Origin of the sequence: Streptomyces sp. NPDC049040, from assembly GCF_043197715.1 — a bacterium.
Lineage (GTDB): Bacteria > Actinomycetota > Actinomycetes > Streptomycetales > Streptomycetaceae > Actinacidiphila.
On sequence record NZ_JBICTO010000001.1, the window covers coordinates 535,083 to 558,023 of the forward strand.

At 71.7% G+C, this 22,941-nt stretch carries 15 protein-coding genes; 7 read left to right on the forward strand and 8 right to left on the reverse strand.

Annotated elements, in window-relative coordinates; all coding sequences use genetic code 11:
- The first annotated feature begins 64 nt into the window (after positions 1-64).
- Complete coding sequence (locus ACGFMP_RS02500; RefSeq protein ID WP_393669758.1) at positions 65-3,490, forward strand: caspase family protein; 3,426 nt, start codon at positions 65-67, stop codon at positions 3,488-3,490.
- Between the two features lie 217 nt (positions 3,491-3,707).
- On the opposite strand, the gene ACGFMP_RS02505 is transcribed toward ACGFMP_RS02500, so the two are convergent.
- Complete coding sequence (locus tag ACGFMP_RS02505) at positions 3,708-5,708, reverse strand: NACHT domain-containing protein (RefSeq protein WP_393669759.1); 2,001 nt, start codon at positions 5,706-5,708, stop codon at positions 3,708-3,710.
- Positions 5,709-5,823: 115 nt separating this feature from the next.
- Between ACGFMP_RS02505 and ACGFMP_RS02510 the strand changes: the two genes are divergently transcribed.
- Both ACGFMP_RS02510 and ACGFMP_RS02515 read left to right on the forward strand, forming a co-directional pair.
- A complete protein-coding gene (locus ACGFMP_RS02510) occupies positions 5,824-7,293 on the forward strand; it encodes a serine/threonine-protein kinase (RefSeq protein WP_393669760.1) in 1,470 nt (489 codons plus the stop codon).
- Positions 7,294-7,615: 322 nt separating this feature from the next.
- Entirely contained in the window at positions 7,616-8,536 is a 921-nt protein-coding gene (locus ACGFMP_RS02515; protein WP_393669761.1) for an aromatic prenyltransferase, read from the forward strand.
- A gap of 125 nt (positions 8,537-8,661) precedes the next feature.
- On the opposite strand, the gene sigJ is transcribed toward ACGFMP_RS02515, so the two are convergent.
- Positions 8,662-9,567 (reverse strand): RNA polymerase sigma factor SigJ, encoded by a 906-nt coding sequence (gene sigJ / locus ACGFMP_RS02520; protein WP_393669762.1) that lies wholly within the window; start codon positions 9,565-9,567, stop codon positions 8,662-8,664.
- 541 nt (positions 9,568-10,108) lie between these two features.
- On the opposite strand from sigJ, the gene ACGFMP_RS02525 reads away from it, so the two are divergent.
- The 4 genes from ACGFMP_RS02525 (at position 10,109) to ACGFMP_RS02540 (ending at position 14,233) form a co-directional block, all read left to right on the forward strand.
- Positions 10,109-10,411, forward strand: coding sequence for a hypothetical protein (locus ACGFMP_RS02525; RefSeq protein ID WP_393669763.1), 303 nt, complete (start codon positions 10,109-10,111; stop codon positions 10,409-10,411).
- 285 nt (positions 10,412-10,696) lie between these two features.
- Positions 10,697-12,217: an FAD-binding oxidoreductase gene (locus ACGFMP_RS02530; RefSeq protein WP_393669765.1), complete on the forward strand. Its 1,521-nt coding sequence runs from the start codon at positions 10,697-10,699 to the stop codon at positions 12,215-12,217.
- Positions 12,218-12,431: 214 nt separating this feature from the next.
- The gene (locus ACGFMP_RS02535; RefSeq protein ID WP_393669767.1) at positions 12,432-13,295 is read left to right on the forward strand and encodes an NAD(P)H-binding protein; all 864 of its coding nucleotides are present in this window, start codon (positions 12,432-12,434) and stop codon (positions 13,293-13,295) included.
- A 152-nt stretch (positions 13,296-13,447) separates the two neighbouring features.
- Positions 13,448-14,233, forward strand: coding sequence for a VOC family protein (locus tag ACGFMP_RS02540; RefSeq protein ID WP_393669769.1), 786 nt, complete (start codon positions 13,448-13,450; stop codon positions 14,231-14,233).
- Between the two features lie 14 nt (positions 14,234-14,247).
- On the opposite strand, the gene ACGFMP_RS02545 is transcribed toward ACGFMP_RS02540, so the two are convergent.
- The 6 genes from ACGFMP_RS02545 to ACGFMP_RS02570 form a co-directional block, all read right to left on the reverse strand.
- On the reverse strand, positions 14,248-15,150 hold the full coding sequence (locus ACGFMP_RS02545; RefSeq protein WP_393669770.1) for an HAD-IIB family hydrolase: 903 nt from the start codon (positions 15,148-15,150) through the stop codon (positions 14,248-14,250).
- Between the two features lie 204 nt (positions 15,151-15,354).
- On the reverse strand, positions 15,355-15,828 hold the full coding sequence (locus ACGFMP_RS02550; RefSeq protein WP_393669772.1) for a DUF6344 domain-containing protein: 474 nt from the start codon (positions 15,826-15,828) through the stop codon (positions 15,355-15,357).
- 207 nt (positions 15,829-16,035) lie between these two features.
- Positions 16,036-16,326 carry a DUF3303 family protein gene (locus ACGFMP_RS02555; RefSeq protein ID WP_393669774.1) on the reverse strand — a complete coding sequence of 97 codons (291 nt, stop codon included), beginning with the start codon at positions 16,324-16,326 and terminating at the stop codon, positions 16,036-16,038.
- Between the two features lie 208 nt (positions 16,327-16,534).
- On the reverse strand, positions 16,535-20,230 hold the full coding sequence (gene cydD, locus ACGFMP_RS02560; protein ID WP_393669775.1) for a thiol reductant ABC exporter subunit CydD: 3,696 nt from the start codon (positions 20,228-20,230) through the stop codon (positions 16,535-16,537).
- 43 nt (positions 20,231-20,273) lie between these two features.
- Positions 20,274-21,377: a cytochrome d ubiquinol oxidase subunit II gene (gene cydB / locus ACGFMP_RS02565; RefSeq protein WP_393669776.1), complete on the reverse strand. Its 1,104-nt coding sequence runs from the start codon at positions 21,375-21,377 to the stop codon at positions 20,274-20,276.
- A gap of 18 nt (positions 21,378-21,395) precedes the next feature.
- Complete coding sequence (locus ACGFMP_RS02570; RefSeq protein ID WP_393669777.1) at positions 21,396-22,913, reverse strand: cytochrome ubiquinol oxidase subunit I; 1,518 nt, start codon at positions 22,911-22,913, stop codon at positions 21,396-21,398.
- Between the last annotated feature and the right edge of the window lie 28 nt (positions 22,914-22,941).

The window sequence follows — 22,941 nt, forward strand, 5'->3', positions numbered from 1 at the left end:
CGGACTCCCGTCGCGCATCGTCCACCGTCGATTACGCTGGGCGCGGATCGATGAGGAGGTGGCCGTGGCGGATACCGCGGCAGCGGAGCCCGGCGGTGCCTCGGGGCGTCGCTTCGCGATCGCGGTGGGCGTCTCGCGGTACGCGGAGCCGTTCGGTGATCTCCCACAGTCCGTCGCGGACGCGCAGCGGGTGGCGGACCTCCTGGGCACGATGGGGTACGAACGGGTCCTGCCGGAGGTCTCGGCCGATCCCACCTCGGCCGAACTGCTCGGGGCGCTGGGCAGTTGGAGCAGGCAGGCCCGGTTGGGCCCGGACGACGTGGTGGTCGCCTACTTCACCGGGCACGGCGTGCTCCACCAGAACAGGCACTACCTCCTCGGTGCCGGCGACGACGGCGAGGACCTGGCCGCGACGGCCGTCCTGGGAGCGGACTTCGTCGCCACCGTGGCGAGCAGCCTGGCCGGGAACACCCTGGTCATCATCGACGCGTGCTACGCGGGCGCCACCACACAGGACGCGATGCGGTCGCTCGTCGATCTGGGCGCCGCGCCACCGTCAGGAGCCGGCGCGACCTGGGTACTGGCCGCGGCCGGGGGCACGGAAGTGGCCTGGCAGGGAGCGCTGGTGGCGGCGCTGGAGCAGACGGTCACGCAGCCGTGGGCGGACACCCGCCAGCGCTACCTCGGCATGGATCAGGTGACGGACGGGATCAACCGCCACTTCGACTCCCACGGCGTCACCCATCGGGCTGTCACGGCGGGCTGGGGGGCGAGCGGAGTGAGCCCGTTCTTCCCCAACCCGGCGTATGTGCCCGCACCTCCGCCCGACCCCCAGGACCGGATGGGCATATCCGACGTAGCGCGGCTCCGCAGGAATCAGCAAGCCCACTTCCTGTCGCGCAGCCGAGGAGTGGCGCACGCCTCGGAGACCGGTGACCTCTTCACCGGTCGTGTCGCGGCCCTGCGAGCGGTCGCTGACTGGCTCGGCAGGCCCCGCGACGAGGGGGGACTGCTCGTCGTCACCGGCGGGCCGGGAAGCGGCAAGTCGGCGCTGCTCGGCCGTTTCCTGGCGCTCACCGACCCTGACAGCACCGCCCGGCTGAGCGTGCCCGACGGCGCGCTGCCGCCACCGGGGCTGTCCGTCACGGCGATGAACTGCCGTCATGCCACGGTGGAGGACGTCACCACCCGTCTGTCCGCCGCGCTCGGCGGCGGCCGGGGCCATCTGCGGGAGGCGGCCACGGCCCGCGCCCGCCGCGGCGACCCCTTCGTGGTCATGCTCGACGGACTCGACGAGGCGGTGGACAGCGGCCGCATCATCGCCGAGGTGATCGAACCGCTGGCCCTGCTGCGGATGGACCGCGTGATCGTCGGCGTCCGGCGTTCCCTGCTGCCCGCGCTCGGCGCCGCCGACGTCATCGACCTGGACACGCCGAAGTACCGGGACGACGACGATCTGCGCGCGTACGCACGCCTGCTGCTGGAGGGCCGGGGCGGCGGGCAGGATGAGGAGCGCTCCGCCGCCTACCGCGCCGACCCGGCGCGAGCCGCCACCGACGCCGCACTGATCGCCCGCCAGGCCGCCGGGTCCTTCCTGACCGCGCAGCTGCTGGCCCGTGCCCTGCTCAACGGTGCGAATCCTGCCGCCCTGAGGGCCACGGGCGACGCGGAACCTTTCGCGCACGTTCTCGAAGCCTTCGGCCGGGACAAGGAGCTGGTGGTACGCCTTCTGCTCCCGCTGGCCTACGCGCAAGGGAGCGGGCTGCCGCGCGCGTTGTGGGCCCCGCTGGCGGAAGCGCTCGCGCACACCGCGTGCACGGACGCCGAGGTCGGCTGGTTCCTCGCGCGGGACGACGCCCGTGGCCTGGTCACCGAGAGCAGGACGGCCGACGGCACGGTCCACCGGCTGGTGCACGAGAACCTGGCCGAATACCTGACAGGCGACCTGCCCGGCCATCCCGCCGCACCCGGCGACAGCGAAACCGCGCACCGGTTGATCGCCGAAGTCCTCATCGCCCAGGTGCCGGTCTCGGCCGGCGGCGCGCGGGTCTGGGCCGCCGCGCACCCGTACATCCGCGAGCACCTTGCCGCGCACGCCGGGGCCGGCCGCGTCCTGCCCGCTCTGGTGCGGGACGACGACTACGTACGGCACGCCGCTTCCAAGCCCCTGCTGCACGCTCTTCTCGACGCCGGTGTGACCGAAGCACCGCGGTCGACGCCGGAGTCGGGGCCTTCCGGCGACCTCCCGGAGGCGGACCCGGCAGAACAGGTCGTCTCCCGAATCCTGTCCGACCGTGTCACGGTGCTGGTCGTGGCCACCGAGTGGTCGTCGGCCCACGGGGGTCTGAGCACCTTCAGCCGCCACCTGTGCATAGCCCTCGCCGCCGCAGGGGCGACCGTCTTCTGCTCGGTCGTCACGGCCGACGACCCGGAGATCGCGGACGCGGCGGCGAAACACGTCACCCTGCTGTGCCATCCGGGGGCTCCCGGCGCCCCCGACTACGGCAAGCTCACCCGCAGACCCCAGCTGCCGCCGGGGGTGGAACCCGACCTCATCATCGGCCACGCCCGCATCACCGGTCCTGCGGCGGTACACCTCCAGGAGGACTACTTCCCGCGGGCCCGGCGGCTGCACGTCGTCCACATGGCACCGGACGAGATCGAATGGCACAAGCTCGACGACTCCACGGCCATGGCTCTGCGAGCGGAGGAACGCACCGAGATCGAGCGGCGGCTCGGGGCCTCCGCCCACCGCGTCTTCACGGTGGGTCCGCGGCTGCTGGATCGCTTTCGCAATGAACTCTGCGACAGCGGAGGGCCGGAACCGGTGCGGATCGACCCGGGGTTCGACCTGCCGGAGTCGGGGCTCCCGGCGCCGCGCACCCCGCCGCCGGGAAACCCGTTCAAGGTGCTGATGATGGGCCGTACCGAGGACGCTCCGCTCAAGGGCATCGATCTGGGAGCCCGCGCCTGCGGTCTCGTCCACGAGCTGCGCACCAAGGCCTCCACCGAGCCGATCGAATTGGTGGTGCGCGGCGCGCCGACGAACATGGCCGACATGCAGCAGGAGCGTATCCGCGACTGGTCCGGCGCTCCCGGTCTCGACGTGGTCGTGCGCGCCTTCTCGCGCAATCCCCGCCACCTGGACGCGGATCTGGCCCGGGCGAGCCTGGTCATCATGCCGTCACGCCGGGAGGGGTTCGGCCTCGTCGGGCTGGAGGCCATCATCCGCGGGGTGCCGCTCCTGGCGAGCGGGAACAGCGGACTGGCCCTGCTGCTGCGGGAATTCCTCCGGGGCGACGCCGACCCGCTGATCGTCCCGGTCACCAGGGACGACGAACTCGACGCGGACACCTGGGCCGCCAGGATCGAGCGGTGCCTCAGCGACCGGGAGGCGGCGTTCGACAGGATGACGGCGGTGCGCAGCGCCCTCGCGGCCCGTGTCACATGGGCCGCGGCCGCCGCCCTGGTGCTGGGGGAAGCGCCCTGAGGCGACGGACGGCGACGGAACGCGACGCCGGTGCGGTCCAGCGGCCAAGCGGTCCAGCGGTCCAGCGACCGGGACCCTCGGCGCTCGACGTGCCTGGCGCGCGGTTCGGCGCTCGACGTGCCGCGCGCGCGATTCAGCGCTCGACGTGCCGCGCGCGCGATTCAGCGCTCGACGTGCCGCGCGCGCGATTCAGCGCTCGACGTGCCGCGCGCGCGATTCAGCGCTCGACGTGCCGCGCGGCGAGCCGCCGCTGAAGGTCCACGTGGCGGAACTGCCAGACGGCACCGACCTGCCGCAGCACCCCGCGGCGGTGCGCGTCGCGCAGGAAGCGGATGACCCGCAGCGGCATACGGCGGCGCAGGAACCACCACCACCTGGCATACGTGAACCACCCCCAGGCCGTCTTGCCCATGCCCAGTGCAGCGGCGGCGAAGACCCAGGCGGCGATCCCGAACACGAGCCCCTGCCGTATCCCGAGGGTCAGGCCCACGGCGCCGCCCAGCAGGACACCGGCGAAGGCACCGAAGAGGACGCCGAGCAGCCAGAACGCCCTGCGGTCGGTGGCCAGCACCCCGGTGGGGCTGACGGCGGTGGGCAGCTCGACCGGGTCGCCCCTCGTCGCCACCACGACGCCGGACACGACACCCACACCGACTCCGAGCAGGACCGCGAGCGGCATCGGCACGGGAGTGAGCGCGCCGACGAGCGTCCAGAAGGCGATCAGGTACGCGAAGCGCCGCAGGAACTGCCCCTGCTGCCAGCCGATACCGCGAGCGGGGTCGGGCGACCGGCCGCTCAACCCGGCGTTGACGCCCCCGATGAACGCCCCGAGGAACACCCGCAGGGCGTACGGAATCGCCTGGTCGAACTGCCACCACCGGATGTCCGTCGCACCGTTGAGCCGCGTCTGCTGGTGGTGGGCGAGATGGATCAGCCACTGCTCGGCCCTTTCCGCACCGGTCTTCGACGCGCCGCGGCGGCCTTCACCTCCTCCGCGGTAGGCGGCGCGCACGCAGGCGTCGAGGAGGTGCGCCTCCAGATCCGCGACCTCGGGGAACTTCTCGGGGTCGAGCAGATCCGCGGGGTCGGGCAGGTCGGCGTCGAGTGCGGGACCGACCGGGTTGTAGACCTCCCGCGCCATGCTCGCCATCAGGGGAGTCCGCAATGCCAGCGCGAGGGGCGGCGGTGGCGTTTCGCGCAGCGCGGCGCGCACCTCGCGCCAGTCGAACGCGCGGGCCGGCCCCTCGGACGAGCTCTCCAGGTAGTCGGCCACCACGGCGCCGTCGAGAGGGCGGATGCCGACACCGGCGGCGCCGGAGAGCGTCACCTCCCGGCCGCGGGGGCGGGAGGCGTTCCTGAACTCGCTGGTCCGGCAGGTGACCACGATCTGGCGTCCGGGCCTGCGCAGGTAGTCGTTGATCTTCCGGAGCGTCGAGGTGCGCAGGCCCTCCGCCATCTCGTCGAGGCCGTCGACGACGGGCAGCAGCCTGTCCGCCTCGAGCAGGACTTCGAAGCGCGTGCGACCGCCCTCCGTACGGACGGCCAGGAACGGGTAGTCGCGACAGAGGACTTGGTGCAGCCACTCGGTGAGACCTTCCTGCGCCGGGTTCCATCCGGCGGCCCCCACGATGACCGGGACGGGATCGCGATCACGACGTGTGGCCAGCAGATCCAGCACGAGTTGGAGGACGAGCGTGCTCTTGCCGGAGCCCGGGGCGCCGAGCACCACGAGCCGACGGGTCGGGATCGCGCGGAAAACCGAGGCCGGGGTCCGGTCAGCGTCCAGGAGTTCCGCGAGGGAGCGCGCGCCGCGCGGCCCGGCGCCACGGGACGCGCCCCTCCTCTTGCCCTTCCCTGTGCCGAGCTGTTCCAGCGCCGCCCACGGGACGAAGAGCCGCGAGTCGGCGGCCACCAGGTCCAGCGGAAGTGGATACGGGTCGTGCAAGCTTCTGACCTGGGCTTCTTCCGCCCATTGGTGGGTGACGGCCTCAGCCAGCCGGACAGCGAGGGACGCCGTGTCGTTCGGCGCGGACACGGAACCGCCGAAGAACAACGGCGAGCATAAAGCGGCGACGACCAGGGGAATACTGATCAGGGCGGCGCTCGACGACGACCGGTCCCAGTCGACGTGACGCACCAGCGCGACGGCGCCGACGACGGAGCACAGGACGACGGCGATTCCGGCCGCACGAACCGCCGCCGCGTCCGTTCGTCTCATACGACAAGTATGGAGGCGTGAGGGGACCGAAGGGGGCGGGATCCGCACGATCGGCCACACTCCCGACGAATCCCCGGTTTGGGCACGGAAGTCGACAAGGGAGACATCGAGCCGCATGAAGCTGGCGCTTGAACGGGATTGGACCCTGGGGGAACGCATCGGCGCCGGCGGCTTCGGGGCCGTCTTCGAGGCATACGCCTCCGACGGGCAGCGCGCCGCGGTGAAGCTGGTGCCCAAGGAGCCTGGCGCGGAGAGGGAGTTGCTCTTCACCGACCTGGTGGGCGTCCGCAACATCGTGCCGGTCATCGACCGCGGCGAGCACCAGGGTCATTGGGCGCTGGTCATGCCGCGCGCCGAGACATCGCTGCGTGCCCACCTCGCGAAGAGGGGGCGGCTTCCCGCAGGGGAAGCCGTCGCCATCCTGTCCGACGTGGCAGAGACCCTGGCCGACCTCGACAGCCGCGTCGTGCACCGCGACATCAAGCCGGACAACATCCTGCTCCTGGACGGGCGCTGGTGCCTGGCCGACTTCGGCATGGCCCGCGACGCCGATGCCACGACCGCCCGGCACACCTTCAAGTTCGCCGGCACCTTCGCCTACATGGCGCCCGAGAGGTGGAAGAACCAGCGGGCCACGAGTGCCGGCGACATCTACGCCCTGGGCATCGTCGCCCACGAACTCCTGTCGGGGGAGCTGCCGTTCAAGGGGCCGAGCGAGAACGACTTCTACGAGCAGCACCTGCACGGCACCCCTCCCGTGCTGGCCGACGCACCCGTCCTGCTCGCGGCCCTCATCACCGAATGCCTCTACCGGGCGCCGCAGTCGCGCCCGGTCCCCGGCAATGTGCTGGCCCGCTTGCACCGCATCCCCGCCACGCCCCTCGGCGGAGGACTCGCCGCGCTGGCCGACGCGAACCGCAGCGCGGTGACCCGCCGGGCGGAAGCCGATCGGCAGGCGTCGCGGCAGGCCACAGAGGCCGAACGCCGTGCGGATCTGTACGAGGCCGCCACGACCTCCTTCGCCTTCATCGCGGGGGAGTTCATCAGAGCGCTGACGACCGCCGCCCCGAGCGCCGCGGTCGGCGTCCACCAGGGGGGAGGCTGGGGGATCCGGCTGAACGAGGCCCGGTTGACCCTCTCCGGCCCATCGCGGGTCCCGGCGGAGAGTCTGCGGACCGGACTCGCACCGCCGCCGTTCGATGCCGTCGCCTCCGTGGTCATCGCCGTCAGGGGCCCCGCGAACCGGCAGGGCTACCAGGGCCGCAGCCACTCCCTCTGGTATGCGGACGCCCAGCGGGAAGGCCGCTACCAGTGGTTCGAGACGGCCTTCACCGACAGCCCGCAGCCGGCCGCGCCGGAGACGGCTCTCGACCCGTTCGCGCTGGACGCCCAGTACGAGGCGGGCATGGCACTCGGCGGCACCCTGGCCGACCACCGGGTCGCGTGGCCTTTCCTGCCCCTCGCCCTCGAAGACCTGGACGAGTTCACCGGCCGCTGGGCCGGCTGGCTCGCGCAGGCGGCCGGCGCGGGCCTCGACCATCCCGGCCCCATGCCCTCCCGTGACCCGCGCGGCTCCTGGCGCTGACCACGGGCCGCGGAAGGCGTGACAGGACAGGTGCCCGCGGGTGGAAGCGGGGTGCAAGTCCGGGCCTGCGGGCCCGGGTCACGGGCCGCCGTCGTGCTCGTACCGACGTCGGACCGGCGGACCGCGGGCTCAGGCCCCATGCCATGGCCGGAACCCGCAGGCCCGGCAGGCCGCGGCGCGTGGTCCGGCCGGGCCCGGCGTCCCTCCCGGCGCCGTGGAGCCCAAGCCACCGCCAAGTGGCCGTGCAGTCCGGGCCAAGACACCTGACAACACTGTTCTAGGCGCATCAGCATCAGGAATCACTCGAGGCATGGAGGACTCAATGCTCGGAACCACCGAAGTCGACCGTGTGTTTTCGGCCATGGAGGAAGCGGCCGACCTGTGTGGCGTGTCTTGCGCGGGTGACAGGATCCGGCCGATCCTGACCGGGCACCAGGACCTGCTCGACGAGGCCGTGGTCGTCTTCTCCATGACGGCGAGCGGCAGCCGTTCCGGCGGTCTCGACCTCAGCATGACCGTGCCGGCCGATCACGTCGACCCCTACTCCTTCGCGCTGTCGAACGGTCTGATCGAGCCCACCGACCACCCTGTCGGGTCCGTGATCTCGGACATCCAGGAGCGCTTCCCCATCGGCATGTACGGGATCGACATCGATGTCAGCGGCGGTTTCAAGAAGGCCTACGCGGCCTTCCCCGCCGATGACATGCGCGACCTGTCGAAGTTGGTCGACCTCCCGTCGATGCCGCGCTCCGTCGCCGAGAACGCCGAGCTTTTCGCCCGCTACGGCATGGACACGATCCAGGGGGTCTCGGTCGACTACAAGCGCAACCAGCTGAACCTCTACTGCGACCGGGTCACCACCGACGCCCTCGACCCGGAGTACGTGCAGTCGCTGCTCCGCGAGATGGGGCTGAAGGAGGCGACCGAGCAGGGTCTCGAGTTCGCGAAGCGGTCGTTCGCCATCTACCCCACCCTCAGCTGGGACTCCTCAAAAATCGAGCGGATCTGCTTCGCCGTGATCACCACGGACCCCAGCACCACGCCGACCACCTCCCAGCCCGAGGTCGACCAGCTCCACAAGTACGCGACCAGCGCGCCGTACGCCTACAACGACGAGCGGCGCGCGCTCGTCTACGGGCTCGCCTTCTCGGAGGACGACGAGTACTACAAGCTCGGCGCCTACTACCAGGTCAGCGACCACCAGCGCAGGCTGGTGAAGGCGTTCGACGCCCTCGCGGACTGACGCCCCGCGGGCCTGGCGTGTTCACGGACCGAGCGTCCTCACGGGCTGACGGCGTGGTTCGCCTGCCGGCCCGGCCGTCGTGTGACGGCCGGGCCGGCAGGCGGTGCCAGAGTCCGCCGGGGCGGTCACTCCACGTGGGAGAGCTTGTCGGGGTTGGCGACGATGTAGATCCCGCACACCTGGTGGCTGTCGGGAGTGAGGTCGAGGACGAGGACGGCCTGGGCCGTGGCGCCGTCGAACATCAGAGCCGACGGGTCCCCGTTGACGCTGCGGTAGACGATGTCGAGTTCCTGGCCGAAGCGGCGGGCGCTGGAGATGAGCACGCGGGCGACCTTGTCCCTGCCGTGGAACGACCGCAGCCCTCCCGCCGGGTGTGCCTTGCCTCCGCCGTCGCCCCACAGGCTCACCTCGGGCGCGAGGACCTGCAGGAGCGCGTCCACGTCGCCGTCGCGGGTGGCGGCCAGGAAGCGTTCGGTCACCTGCTGCCGGATGTCGGGGTCGGGCTCGTAGCGGGGGCGCCTGGCGTGGACGTGCTGGCGCGCGCGGTGGGCGAGCTGGCGGACCGCTGCGGGGGTGCGGCCGAGGATGTCGGCGATCTCGATGTGCGTGTAGCCGAACACCTCGTGCAGCACGAACACCCCGCGCTCCAGCGGGGAGAGGGTCTCAAGGACGACGAGCAGCGCCATCGACACCGACTCGGCGCGCACCACGGCGTCGGCGGCGTCCTCGACGACCGGTGTGTTCACCCGCGGGGTGCCGATCGGCTCGGGCAGCCACGGCCCGACGTACGTCTCCCGGCGGCGGCTGAGGGTCGCCTGGTGGTCGAGCGCCCGGTTCACCGCGATCCGCACGAGGTACGAGCTCGGGCTGTGGATGGCCTCCGCACCCGGTGCCCGGTTCCTGGCCATCCACGACAGCCAGGTCTCCTGCAGCACGTCCTCGGTGTCGGTGACGCTGCCGAGCATGTTGTAGACGATGGAGAAGAGCAGGTCGCGATGGCCGGTGAACGTCTCTGTCGCAGTCTTCGCCACCTTTTCCGACGGCACCTGATCCGACGCCACCTGATCCGATGCCGCCTGTTCCGACGCCGCCTCATCCGACGCCGCCTCCTGCGGGCCGCCTGGGGACAAGGCCGCCGGTGAACCTGACGGGGGGTAGGACATCTTCTGGCCTCTCGTCGCGAATGCGTTCCGACAGACTGTCGAGCCTTTTGGAGCCCGGAGTGTGACAGTTTCCCGCGCCACGTGTCCGATGTCACATCAGCGGCCCGCCGTCAAGCGGCCGCCAAGTCGCCATACGGTCGGAGCCAAGTCGGGTGGCCGACGATGAGGGTCCGGCCGAGCGCCCCCGCCGGGCGCGGGTAGCGGACGCCGACCCGCGGCCCGACCCGCCGCACGATGGCTTCGCGCTGCTCACAGGCCCGGGGGGCCTGCCCAGGCGGTGCGGCCGCCGCCTCCGGCGGCCATGTCACACCCCACCCGCTGAACCCGTCGTACAAGGGCACCTCGAATCCGTCGCGACAGCCGGCGGAGCGGAAAGAGACACCCGTTCACCCCTGAAAAGGAGAAACCGATGAGCGTTCGCATGTTCCGCGCCACGATAAAGCCCGAGAAGACCGCCGAAATGGAAGCGGCGGGCAAGGAGTTGTTCGCGGCGATCGAAGCCGCCCAGCCGCAGGGCGTCCGTTATGCCTGGTCCAGGCTGGGGGACAGCGAGACCTATCTGCTCATAGTGGAGCTGGACGACGACGACGCCAATCCGCTCGCCGCCATTCCGGCCTTCGGGGCCGTGATGGCCGAACTGAAGACCAACTGGATAGCGCAGCCTCTGGCGATGGATCAGTTGACGCCGATCGGGTCGTATCAGCTTTTCTGACCCTTCGGCGCCCGCAGAGCGCGGTATCACCGGCTCGCGGCCCCGCCCCACCGATGTCAGGTCACGGCCAAGTCTGCGCCAAGTCAGCGCGCATACGATCACGGCGGCGTCGACGCCGTGGGGCGCCGTCGACAACAGTCGACGGCGCCCGCGAAGTCGCATGCCGTGCGCCCGGACGCGGGCATCGAGGGCAGCCGGCCACCAGACCGGCGGTCCGCAGGGCGAGGTGCGCCGACCAGGCGCACCCGATGGCCCGCAGCATCCCCTCGACGAAAGGAACGGCACATGGTCAATCGGAGATCCTTCCTCGCAGGCGCAGGCGGGGCGGCACTCGCCGCGACCGGCCTGATGCCCAACTCCGCATTCGCCCGTACCGCGCCCAAGAGCAGCTGGGACCGGTTGAGCCGCCACCTCGACGGAAGGCTCGTACTGCCGTCGGACGCGGACTACACGACGGCGAAACAGCTCTATCTCGCACAGTTCGACGACATCCATCCCCGGGCGATCGCGTACTGCACCTCCCCCGAGGACGTCTCGCTGTGCCTCCGCTACGCCCAGGACCAGGACCTGCCGCTGGCAGTACGCAGTGGCGGCAACTGTGCCGGCGGCTACTCCACGAAGCAGAACAGCCTGGTCATCGACGTCTCCAAGATGAACGAGGTCTCCCTCGGCCGGCACGGCGCGCGACTCGGCGCAGGGGCGGAACTCGTGGACATCACGGACGGGTTGAGCCGGGAGGGGCTGTCGATAGCCGACGGCTACTGCCCGACGGTCGCGGCCGGCGGATTCCTCACCGGTGGTGGCGTGGGCCCCTTCACCCGGAGCATGGGCATCGCCGCGGACAGCGTGACCTCGGCGAAGGTGGTCCTCGCCGACGGCAGGATCGTCACCGCGTCGCCGCACGAGCACAGCGACCTCTTCTGGGCCCTGCGCGGCGGCGGTGGCGGCAACTTCGGCATCGTGACCTCCTACGAGGTCACCCCGACACCGCTCACCGACCTCGACACCTGCACTCTCATCTGGCCCTACGACCAGGCGGTCGACCTGTTCGACGGCTGGTCCAAGTGGCAGGCGGACGTGCCGTGGACGATCGGCAGCGCCTTCCTCATCACCCTCCTGGACGCCGCGCCCGGCAACGTCCCCGTGGTGTCGATCTTCCTGGGCTGCGTGGACACCAGCGGTGTGCTGGCCGGCGAGGTCGAGCGGCTCATCTCCGCGGTCGGCAAACCCCCGGTGCAGCGCAGGCCGGTCAAGGCGCCGTACAAGGACATCATGATGGGCTTCTACGTCTGCGACGACAAGACGGTGGAGCAGTGCCACCGCACCGGCACGGTCGGCGGCGGTCTCGTCCCCAGGATGGGGTACGGGATCTGGCGCAGCCGCCTGTTCAGCGAGCCGCTCCCGCACGAGGGGTGGACGAAGGTGGTCGAGGTGTTCGACAAGGACAGACTGGCGGGGCAGATGCGCCAGCTCCAGGTCGTCACCATGGGCGGCCGGGCCAACACCGTGGCGCGCGACGCCACCGCGTTCGTGCACCGCGACACCATCTTCTCCGCCGCCTTCCTCGCCTCGAACGCGGAAGGCCACACCTCGGACGAGGCGGTGGCGTCCGCGGAGAAGTTCGCCGACGACGGCTTCAACGCGGTCGACCCGTACTCGAACGGCGAGACCTACCTGAACTTCTACGACCCCCGCCTCCCGGACTGGGAGCGCTCCTACTACGGCTCGAACTATCCGAGGCTGCAGCGGATCAAGCGCAGCTACGACCCGCACAACGTCTTCCGCCACGCGCAGAGCGTGCGGTGATACGCGCGTAGCCCGACGCACGGAGCAGGGGCCTCCCGGAGGCCGGCGGCCGTCAGGCCACCGCGCCGCCGGGAGGCCCCTTGTCGTGGCGGGCCGTCAGGCGTCAGCGGACTCGGCCTCCGATGCCGGGATCCCATTACTATCCTCTAGGTACCTACTATCTCCGTGATGTTAGCTTCGCCGGGTCAGCAAGTGAGCGGACCTGGGAGAGATCATGATCGTGGTGACCGGAGCAACCGGAAACGTCGGACGGCAGGTCGTGGAGGTGCTCGCCGCGGCGGGCGAGAAGGTCGTCGCCGTCTCGCGCGGCGCCGCCGGGGCCGACCTCCCAGCGGGCGTCGACCACCGGCGGGGCGACCTGGCCGCGCCCGACAGCCTGCGTACCGCCTTCGAGGGGGCCGACACCCTCTTCCTGCTCGTCGCGGGCGACGACCCGCACGCCGTACTGGACGCGGCGACGTCCGGCGGTGTGCGCCGGGTGGTGCTGCTCTCCTCGCAGGGCGCCGGAACCCGGCCGCAGGCCTACGCACACCCGGCAGGCTTCGAGGCGGCCGTACGCGCCTCCGGCCTGGACTGGACGGTGCTGCGCCCCGGCGGTTTCGCGTCCAACGCGTTCGCCTGGGCCGAGACGGTACGCACCCGGCAGACGGTCCTGGCGCCCTTCGGCGACGTGGCACTGCCGGTGGTCGACCCGGCAGACATCGCGCAGGTCGCGGCCACCGTGCTGCGCGAGGCCGGCCACAGCGGCCGTACCTACGAGCTCACGGGACCGGCCGCCCTCACCCCGCGGGAGCGGGCCAGGCAGATCGGTGTCGCGGTGGGCCGGCCGGTGGACTTCGTGGAGCAGAGCAGGGCCGAGGCCAGGGACCAGATGCTGCACTTCATGCCCGAGCCCGTGGTGGAAGCCACCCTCGGCATCCTGGGCGAGCCGCTGCCCGCCGAGCAGGCGGTGACGTCCGACATCCGGCGGGTGCTGGGCCGGGAGGCGGGTACCTTCGCCGGCTGGGCGGCCCGGCACGCCGCGGCGTTCGCCCCGGCCGCGGCGGCGAGCCCGCACAATACGCCGGCCGGCGGGTGAAGGGGGCCGGGATCGCGTTCCGGTAGCGGGAGAGCCGGGCGGCGGGGAGGGTGGTCTCTCGGGGGCGTGGCCACCCGGCCGTCCGGCCGGGGTGGCGGCACATCACGTACCGGGGCCCCCGCGGAACCCGGGACCACCCATGGAGGCGCCAGATGTCCGAAGTCACCGGCCCCTACGAGCCCGGCACCCCGTGCTGGATCGACCTCATGGTGCCCGACCAGCAAGCAGGGCTGGACTTCTACCGTGACCTGTTCGGCTGGCAGGGCGAGGTCGGACCGGAGGAGTACGGCGGGTACTCGGTCTGCACGCAGAAGGGCAAGCCGGTCGCCGGCCTGATGAAGGCCATGGCGATGGGCGACCAGCCCGCACCGCCCCCCGCGTGGACCACGTACTTCTCGGTGGCCGACGCCGACGCCACCGAGGCGGCGGTCAAGGCGAACGGCGGCACCGTGATCATGCCGGCCTCCGACGTCATGAAGCTGGGCAGGATGTTCGTCGCCGCCGACCCGTACGGCGCGGTGTTCGGCGTGTGGCAGCCCGGGGAGTTCAAGGGCGCCGAGATCGTCAACGAGCACGGGGCGCTGGTCTGGAACCAGCTGCACAGCCCGGACCCCGCGGGCGCCGGGACCTTCTACTCCGCGGTACTCGGCCTGACGGCGGGCCCGATGCCGGAGATGCCGGAATTCAACGGCTTCCAGGTCAAGGGCCGCACCATCGGCGGCGTCATGGGCATGGAGGAGCTGCCCCCCGGCACCCCGCCGCACTGGCTGGTCAACTTCGCGGTCGACGACACCGACAGCATCGTCGACGCCGTCGTGCACGCAGGCGGTTCGGTGATCGCGCCGCCCTTCGACATGGACAAGGTCGGCCGGCTGGCCGTGCTCCAGGACCCGCAGGGCGGCGTCTTCGCGGTCGTGGCGGCCGAGAGCCAGGGCTGACCCCGGCCCTGCGCTCAGTTGCGGCGGGCCGCGACGATCCGCTCGATCACCCGCGCCACCCCGTCGTCCTCGTTCGCCACCGTCCGGTGTGTGGTGGCGGCCAGGACATCGGGGTGCGCGTTGGCCACGGCGTATGACGTACCGGCCCAGCCGAGCATCGCGAGATCGTTGGGCATGTCTCCGAAGGCGACGACCTCGGCCGCCGTGACGCCGCGCTCGGCGCAGCACCGCGCCAGCGTGGTGGCCTTGCTGACGCCCGCGCCGCTGACCTCCAGCAGGGCCGACTCACTCGACCGGGTGATCTCGCCGTGCTCGCCTGCGACCGCGAGCGCCGTCGCGAGGAAGTCGTCAGGATCGATCGACGGGTGCTTGGCCAGCAGTTTCAGCAGCGGCTGCGCGCGGTCCTCGGCCAGCAGCACATCGATGGGCGCGCACGGCGCGACATCGGGCTCAAGGGCCACGTACGCGGGTTCGCGCCGGAAGGTACCGGCGCGCTCGACCGCGAAAGCGGTGCCGGGCACCGCCGCACGCAGCGCGTGGGCGACCGTGAGCGCGTTGTCCTCGGGCAGCGGAAAGGCCTCGATCAGCCGGTGCGCACGCAGGTCGTAGACCGCGGCACCGTTGGCGAGGATCGCCATTCCGTGTCCTGCGAGGTGTTCGGCGACCACGCCCATCCACCGGGCAGGGCGCCCGGTGACGAAGAAGACCTCGATACCGGCCGCTTCTGCGGCGGCCAGCGCGGCGATCGTACGCGGCGACACGGACCGGTCGTTGCGCAGCAACGTTCCGTCCAGGTCGGTGGCGATCAGCCGCGGCGAGGAGACGGCGAAGTCATCGTGTTCATGAGGCTGCGGGTACGCGCCGGAGGGACGGGACGGCCCGCCGGGGGCACCGATGGCTGAGGTCACAGACCCCATACTCCCGTATCCGCCGCTCCTGTCCCGCACAAAGGTGCGGATAGGCGCTCAGCCGAGCCGGGTGGTGCGGGGTGCTACGCCCTCGGTGTGAGGTTCGGGACGGTCGTCGTCGCCGCGGAAAGGCGCCGTGCTGACGCGGTGGCGTACTGCGACCTGGGTGGTGCGCTCGAGCCTGCGGGTGGGGCGCGGAAAGAACGCCCGCGGTCAGCCCCGCAGCGCGCGGTCACGACGGCGGCCCGCACGGTCCTCGGCGTCGTCCTTGCCCGCGGCGGTCGCGGAGGCCGCCGAGGAGGTCGCCGCCGCGGCCACCGCGTCGCCGATGCCCTCGACCGGTAGGGCGACACAGCGGTCGCTGGGGGAGGTGCCGTGCGCCTCGGCCCTGATCCGCTGCTTCATCGTCGGCGGCAGCGAGCGCCCGCGTTCCGAGGAACGCGGTGCGGGCAGCATCACCCGGCCGGCGGGAGGCGGCGGCGGAGCATAACCGCCCACCGGCGCGGCCGCCCGCTGTGAGGTGGTGGCACCGCCCTGCGCCGGTACGGTGGCGGAGCAGGCGGTCCGCCCGGAAGTGGCGGCCCTCAGACGGGCCGGGGTCGCGAAGCCCAGCGCGGCGATGCACCTGACGAGCACGTTCAGGAAAGCGCCCCAGAACGCGGTGACACGGGGAGTTGTAGCAGCCATGACCTCTCTCGTTTCCTTATCGGTCGAAGTGACTAATCCGATGATGAGGAAACGAGCACGGTTTTTCCGGATCCGCACCCCGAGTTCCGGGATTTTCGGACCAACGCCACCCGTCCGGCGCAATCCGGGCATCCCAGGTGGGCGCCGACGCGGGCCGCGGGAGCTGTTTTGCTGATTCGAGCAGGTTCCGGGGAGGTTCCGGGCAGGTCAGCGGCCGAGGTCGGCCAGGCCGGTCTGGAGGTCGTCCACGGTCATCACCGGGCGCAGATCGACCTCCGCCTCCGCGTGGAAGAAGGGTTCGAGCATCCGCGGCATCTGGGCGCTGTCCTTCATGTCGAAAACCAGATAGCAGCACCGGTTGCCCTGTGAAGTGGTGAAGTAGGCGGATTCCGGCCGGAGTTCCTCGACCATTTCCTGCACCATCTTGGACATCGTGCCGTCCGTCACGGCCTGGTTCGCGGTCTCGGTGTCCATCTTCGCGGTGAGCAGCATCCGCATGGAGCCTCATCCTCTCGGCGGCGCATGGCCGGCGCTCTGCGCCCTGCGCACGCACGGGAAACCCCGGTCGCGCCCCACGTCCAGCCTCCTCCCGGCCCCATGGGGCCGCAACCGGATGCCGCAACGGGTGCCCGCGGGTGTCGCGGCCGAGGGGGCCGGGGGGCGCGGCGCCTGCTCAGGCCCGGCTCAGGCCCGGCTCAGGCCCGGCTCAGGCAGCGGCGGGCACCGCCGCGGTGCCGGGCCGGGCGAGCGCGTCCGCGAGCCGCTCGCGCTCCAGGGTGCGGCGGAAGGGGCCATCGGTGGCGGCCAGTTCGCGGTAGGAACCGCGCTGGACCACCCGGCCCGCGTCGAGCACCACGATCTCGTCGACGGCGTCGCCCGCGAGCCCGGCCAGCCGGTGCGTGATCAGCAGCGTCGTACGGTCGCGGCCGCGGGTGGCGGCGAGCAGGTCGGCGGTCAGCGCGTCCGCGGTGGCGATGTCCAGGTGCTCGGCCGGCTCGTCGAGGATCAGCATGGGGAAGCCGGCCAGCAGGGCGCGGGCCAGCGCGAGCCGCTGCCGCATCCCGCCGGAGAGCCGGGCGCCGTGCTCACCGACGGCCGTGTCGAGGTCGAGGTCGAGACGGGCCTCGGCCAGGACCGCCCGCAGCTCGTCGTCCGAGGCACCGGGACGGGCCAGCCGCAGGTTCTCCCGGACGCTGCTGTCGAAGACGTGCGCGTCCTGCGCGCACAGGCCGACCAGCCGGCGTACGTCGTCGCCTTCGCACGCGTCCGCGGACCGGCCCCCCAGGGTGTACGTGCCGGCCTCGGCATCCAGGAACCGCAGCAGGACGTGCGCCAGCGTCGTCTTGCCGGCGCCCGAAGGGCCCACGACCGCGACCCGGCGACCCTGCGTGAGGGTGAGGCCAACGCCGTCCAGGGCGGGGGATGTCCGACCCGGGTGGCGGGCGGTCAGGCCGCTCACCACCAGGGGGAAGGGCGAGCCGGGCAGCGGCGCCGGATCCGCGGGCTCGCTCACCGGCACGGGCGCGTCGAGCACGTCGTTCACCCTCTCCGCGGCCCGCCTGCTGCGCTGCCGCTGCTGTGCGGCGAGCGGCAGCCCGTTCACGGCCTCGAACGCGGCCAGCGGGGTCAGCAGCAGCACCGCGAGCGCCACCCCGGGAAGCTCGTGCGCGGCCACCGCCCGCACCCCCGCGTAGCCGCACGCCACCACCGTCAGCCCGCCGATCAGCGTGGTCAGCCCGGTGCCGAGCGCGGTGACCGCGGCGGACCTGGCGGCGACCGCGGTGAGAGTGCGATCGGCGTCGGCGGCCTCGGCACGCCGGCGGTCGAGCGCCCCGGCCACCGTCAATTCCGCGGTGCCGGTGAAGAGGGCAAGCACCCTGGCGGACAGCACACCGCGGGCGGGGGCGAGGCGCGCCTCGGTACGGCGTGCGACGGCGGCTGCCAGCAGCGGCACCGCGACCCCGGCGACCAGCAGGCCGGTCCCGAGGGCGATCCCCGCCGCGGGCAGCAGCATTCCGGCGAACACCGTCGAGGCGAGCACCACGAGAGCCGCGGTGAGCGCGGGCTGGAGCCACCGCAGATAGTGGTCCTGGACCGCGTCCACATCGGCGACCAGCCGGGACAGCAGGTCACCGCGCTGCCGGTCGCGCAGCCCCGCGGGCGCCAGGCGCTCCAGCCGCCGGTAGACCGCGACCCGCACGCCTGCCAGCGCCCGGAAGACCGCGTCGTGCGCCAGCAGGCGCTCGCAGTAGCGGAAGACCGCCCGCCCGATACCGAAGGCCCGGGTCGCGGTGACCGCCACCATCAGATAGAGGACGGGAGGCTGCTGCGAGGCCCGGCTGATCAGCCAGCCCGAGGTCGCCATCAGTCCGACCGCGGACAGCAGCGCCAGTGCGCCGAGGCCGCAGGCCGCGGCGAAACGCCCGCGGAAGCCGCCGACCCGCCCCATCGCGAGCAGCCCCCGCACCCCGGCGGCACCCGGCCTGGCCGGCCCCCGCTCCTTCGTACGGTCGGCTTCGGCGGCGGAAGCGCCGGTGTCCCCGGAAGCGGTGCCGTCCACGGAAGCGGCCAGACCGGCGGAAGCGGTGCCGGCGTCGGAAGCGGGCGCGCCGGCGCCGGAAACAGCCAGGTCCGTGGGAACGGCCAGGTCGGCGGATGCGGCCGCCCGGCCGGTGACCGCGATCAGCGCGGGGGTCCGGCCGGCCGGAGCGGCCTTCCCCAGCGGCGAGTCCGCTGCGGTCCCCGCAGTCCGGGCCTGCGCGGGCGACACCTCCGGCGCCGCGTCCCCCGCGGGTGCCAGCGCGAGCACCCGGTCGGCCAGCGGCAGCAGTGCGGGCCGGTGCGCGACCAGCACCGTCGTCCGGCCCTTGCCCAGCTCCCGCAGGGTCGCGATGAGCGCCCCCTCGGTGTCACCGTCGAGATTGGCGGTCGGCTCGTCCAGCAGCAGCAGGGGGCGGTCGGCGAGGAAAGCGCGGGCCAGCGCGATCCGCTGCCGCTGGCCCGCGGACAGCCCGGCGCCGTCCTCCCCGATGACGTCGTCCGGAGCGGCGAAGCCCAGCGCACCGGCGGCGGCGAGGGCCGCGTGCAGGTCGGCGGCGGCCGCGTCGGGCCGGGCCAGCCGGACGTTGTCCGCGATCGTGCCGGCGAAGAGGTGCGGGTGCTGCGGCACCCAGGCGATCTGGCGGTGCCACGACACCGGGTCGATGGTGGCGAGGTCGATGCCGTCGACGAGGATCCGGCCCTGCGCCGCAGGGGCGAAGCCGAGTAGGGCACTGAGCAGGGTGGTCTTGCCGATCCCGCTCGGCCCGGTCACGGCCAGCGTCTCGCCGGGCGCCAGGGTGAAGGAGGTCGGCGCCAACGCGCCCTCGCTGCGTACCTCGAGCTCCTCCACCCGGACGGTCGCGGTCCGCAGGTCGGGCGCGGGGGAACTGCCGGGCGCGGTGGCGGGCTCGGTCTCCAGCACCTCGAAGACCTGCTCGGCGGCGGCCAGCCCTTCCGCCGCCGCGTGGTACTGCGCCCCGACCTGCCGCAGCGGCAGATACGCCTCCGGGGCGAGGACCAGCACCAGCAGCCCGGTGCGCAGCGACAGTTCGCCGTGCACCAGCCGCATGCCGATGTCGACGGCGACCAGAGCGACGGAGATGGTGGCCAGCAGTTCCAGCACGAAGGACGACAGGAAGGCGATCCGCAGTGTCCTGAGGGTGGCTTTGCGGTAGTCGCCGGTGATGGCCCGGATGTTGTCGGCCTGGGCCTTCGCCCGGCCGAAGACCTTGAGCGTGGGCAGTCCTGCGACCACATCGAGGAAGTGTCCTGACAGCCGGCCCAGCAGCTGCCACTGCCGGTCCATCCGGTCCCGGGTCGCCCAGCCGACCAGCACCATGAACAGCGGGATCAGCGGCAGGGTGAGCACGATGGTGAGTGCCGAGATCCAGTCGGCGAACAGGATGCGGACGAGCACGACCGCCGGGACGACCGCGGCGAGCCCCAGCTGGGGCAGGTAACGGGCGAAATAGTCGTCCAGCGCGTCGATGCCGCGGGTGGCCAGCGTGGTGAGTTCACCGCTGCGGCGGCCGGTCAGCCAGCCGGGGCCGAGCGCGGTCGCGCGTATCAGCAGCCGGTTGCGCAGCTGTGAGGTCACCGCCGCCCCGGCCCGGTGTGCGCACAGCTCGGTCAGCCAGGCCACCAGCGCCCGGCCGACCGAGACGGCTGCCAGCCACAGCAGATCGGCGCCCAGGGCGTCGGTGCCGTCACCGTGTTGGAAGCCGCCGACGACCAGGTCGGCGATCAGGGTCGCCTGCGCGACGATCAGCGCGGCGCCCACCAGACCGAGCGCCACCGTGCCTGCCAGGAAGACCCGGGTGGTGCGCGCATACCGCAGCAGTCGCGGATCGACGGGTTTCACGTGGAACATCCCCTTTCACGGCGAACGTGTTTCACGTGGAACATCAGCGCTCGCTCTCCAGCGGCCGACCCGGCTGCCGCCCCGAGGGCTGGCCTGACGGCTCTCCCGACGGCTGACCCGGCAGGTAGCCGGCGGCCTGCCCTGCCGGCTGACCTGCGGCGATGTGCTGTGTGCCGATCCGCTTGCGGAACACCCAGTAGGTCCACCCCTGGTAGAGCAGCACCAGCGGGGTGGCGATCGCCGCGCACCAGGTCATGATCCGCAGCGTGTAGGGAGTCGCCGAGGCGTTGTCCACCGTCAGGCTCCAGGCACTGTCGAGCGAGGACGGCATGACGTCGGGGAAGAGGCTCAGGAAGAACAGCGCGACGGTCGCCGCGATCGTCACCCCGGAGAAGGCGAAGGACCAGCCTTCCCGCCCTGCAGCGTTGGCGACCAGCGCGAGGGCCAGGGCGACGGCCACCACGACCAGCGCGACCAGGCTGCGACCGTTGCCGCTGTCCACCTGGGTCCAGATCAGGAAGGCCAGCGCCAGCACCGCCGCGACCGCTCCGGCCCTGGTGGCGAACCGCCGTGCCCGCTCCCGGATAGGGCCGACCGTCTTGAGCGAGGCGAAGACGGCACCGTGGAAGGTGAAGAGTGCCAGTGTCACCAGGCCGCCGAGCAGGGCGTATCCCTGCAGCAGGTCCCAGAGGCCGCCCACGTACTCCTTGTCGGCGTCGATCTTCACGCCGTGCACCATGTCGGCGAAGGCCACGCCCCACAGGAAGGCCGGCAGCAGCGAGGTCCAGAAGATCGCGTGCTCCCAGTTGCGCTGCCAGCGCTCGTCCTCCCGCTTGGCGCGGTATTCGAAGGCGACGCCGCGCACGATCAGGCAGACCAGGATCACCAGCAGCGGCAGGTAGAAGCCGGAGAAGAGGGTGGCGTACCAGTCGGGGAAGGCCGCGAAGGTGGCGCCGCCCGCGGTGAGCAGCCAGACCTCGTTGCCGTCCCAGACCGGGCCGATGGTGTTGATCAGGACACGCCGCTCGCCACGGTCGCGTGCCAGCAGCTTGGTCAGGACGCCGATCCCGAAGTCGAAGCCCTCCAGGAAGAAGTACCCGGTCCACAGAACGGCGATCAGGACGAACCAGACGTCGTGCAGATGCATGATCTCTCCTCCTGCCGCTCAGTACGAGAAGGCCATCGGGCGGTCGTCGGCGTCCGCGCCGCCGCTGTCACCGCCGATACGGGTGGGCGGGTGGCGGTCGGCGTCGGTGAGTTCCGGCGGGCCCGCCTTGGCGTACTTGACCATCAGCCGGATCTCGATGACGGCGAGGACGGCGTAGAGGCTGGTGAAGACGATCAGCGAGGTCAGCACCGTGCCGGTGGACACCCCGGGGGAGACCGCGTCGCGGGTGCGGAGCACCCCGTAGACGACCCAGGGCTGCCGGCCGGTCTCGGTGAAGATCCAGCCCCAGGAGTTCGCGGCCAGCGGGAAGAGCATGGTCAGCAGCGCCAGCCGCCAATACCAGCGGGACAGTCCGGGGCCGAACCTGGTCCCTCTGGTGAGCATCAGGTTCGGCACCTCGTCCTCGCCGGTCCTGTGCTCCGGCGCCACCCACAGCCGGCGCCGGGTGAGCCACAGGCCGGCCGCGCCCACGCCGATCGAGACCACGCCGAAGCCGATCATCCAGCGGAAGCCCCAGTAGGCGACCGGGATGTTCGGCCGGTAGTCACCGGGGCCGAACTTCTGCTGCTCGGCCTTGTTCACATCGTTGATGCCGCCGACGTAGGCGGTGAAGTTGTCGGTGGCGAGGAAGGACAGCAGGTTGGGGACGTCGATCGCGACCTCGTTGTGGCCCTTGTTGACGTCGCCGACCGCGAAGATCGAGAAGGGCGCGCTCTTCTGCCCGTCCCACAGGGCCTCGGCGGCGGCCATCTTCATCGGCTGCTGCTTGAACATCACCTTGCCGAGGGTGTCGCCGCTGATCGCGGTGAGCGCGCCGGCCACCACCGCGACCACCAGGGCCAGCCGCAGCGAGGAGCGCATCACGGCGATGTGCTGCTTGCGGGCCAGATGGTAGGCGGCGATGCCGATCATGAAGGCGGCACCGGTCAGGAAGGACGCGGACATGGTGTGGAAGAACTGCGCCAGCGCGGTGTTCTGGGTCAGCACGGCCCAGAAATCGGTGAGCTCCGCCCGCTTGGTGGTGGGGTTGTAGCGGTAGCCGACCGGGTGCTGCATCCAGGAGTTGGCCGCCAGGATGAAGTACGCGGACAGGATGGTGCCGATCGAGACCATCCATATGCAGGCCAGGTGGATCTTCTTCGGCAGCTTGTCCCAGCCGAATATCCACAGGCCGACGAAGGTCGACTCGAAGAAGAAGGCGATCAGCGCCTCGAAGGCGAGTGGGGCGCCGAAGATGTCGCCCACGAAGCGCGAGTAGTCCGACCAGTTCATACCGAACTGGAACTCCTGGACGATGCCCGTGACCACGCCCATGGCGATGTTGATCAGGAAGAGCTTGCCCCAGAACTTGGTCGCCCTGAGGTATTTGTCCTTGGAGGTACGCACCCAGGCGGTCTGCATGCCCGCGGTGAGCGCGGAGAGCGAGATCGTCAGGGGGACGAAGAGGAAGTGGTAGACGGTCGTCACGCCGAACTGCCACCTGGCGACGTTCAGTGGCTCCAGTGCGAGCTGCACGATACGTCTCCTTTGCGTCGCGCTTGTG

Bases quoted from the DNA above. Each gene is read 5' to 3' on its own strand.
- ACGFMP_RS02505 (WP_393669759.1), bottom strand. From the start codon at position 5,708: ATGAGACGAACGGACGCGGCGGCGGTTCGTGCGGCCGGAATCGCCGTC.
- ACGFMP_RS02510 (WP_393669760.1), top strand. From the start codon at position 5,824: ATGAAGCTGGCGCTTGAACGGGATTGGACCCTGGGGGAACGCATCGGC.
- ACGFMP_RS02515 (WP_393669761.1), top strand. From the start codon at position 7,616: ATGCTCGGAACCACCGAAGTCGACCGTGTGTTTTCGGCCATGGAGGAA.
- ACGFMP_RS02525 (WP_393669763.1), top strand. From the start codon at position 10,109: ATGAGCGTTCGCATGTTCCGCGCCACGATAAAGCCCGAGAAGACCGCC.
- ACGFMP_RS02530 (WP_393669765.1), top strand. From the start codon at position 10,697: ATGGTCAATCGGAGATCCTTCCTCGCAGGCGCAGGCGGGGCGGCACTC.
- ACGFMP_RS02535 (WP_393669767.1), top strand. From the start codon at position 12,432: ATGATCGTGGTGACCGGAGCAACCGGAAACGTCGGACGGCAGGTCGTG.
- ACGFMP_RS02540 (WP_393669769.1), top strand. From the start codon at position 13,448: ATGTCCGAAGTCACCGGCCCCTACGAGCCCGGCACCCCGTGCTGGATC.
- ACGFMP_RS02545 (WP_393669770.1), bottom strand. From the start codon at position 15,150: ATGGGGTCTGTGACCTCAGCCATCGGTGCCCCCGGCGGGCCGTCCCGT.
- ACGFMP_RS02550 (WP_393669772.1), bottom strand. From the start codon at position 15,828: ATGGCTGCTACAACTCCCCGTGTCACCGCGTTCTGGGGCGCTTTCCTG.
- ACGFMP_RS02555 (WP_393669774.1), bottom strand. From the start codon at position 16,326: ATGCGGATGCTGCTCACCGCGAAGATGGACACCGAGACCGCGAACCAG.
- cydB (WP_393669776.1), bottom strand. From the start codon at position 21,377: ATGCATCTGCACGACGTCTGGTTCGTCCTGATCGCCGTTCTGTGGACC.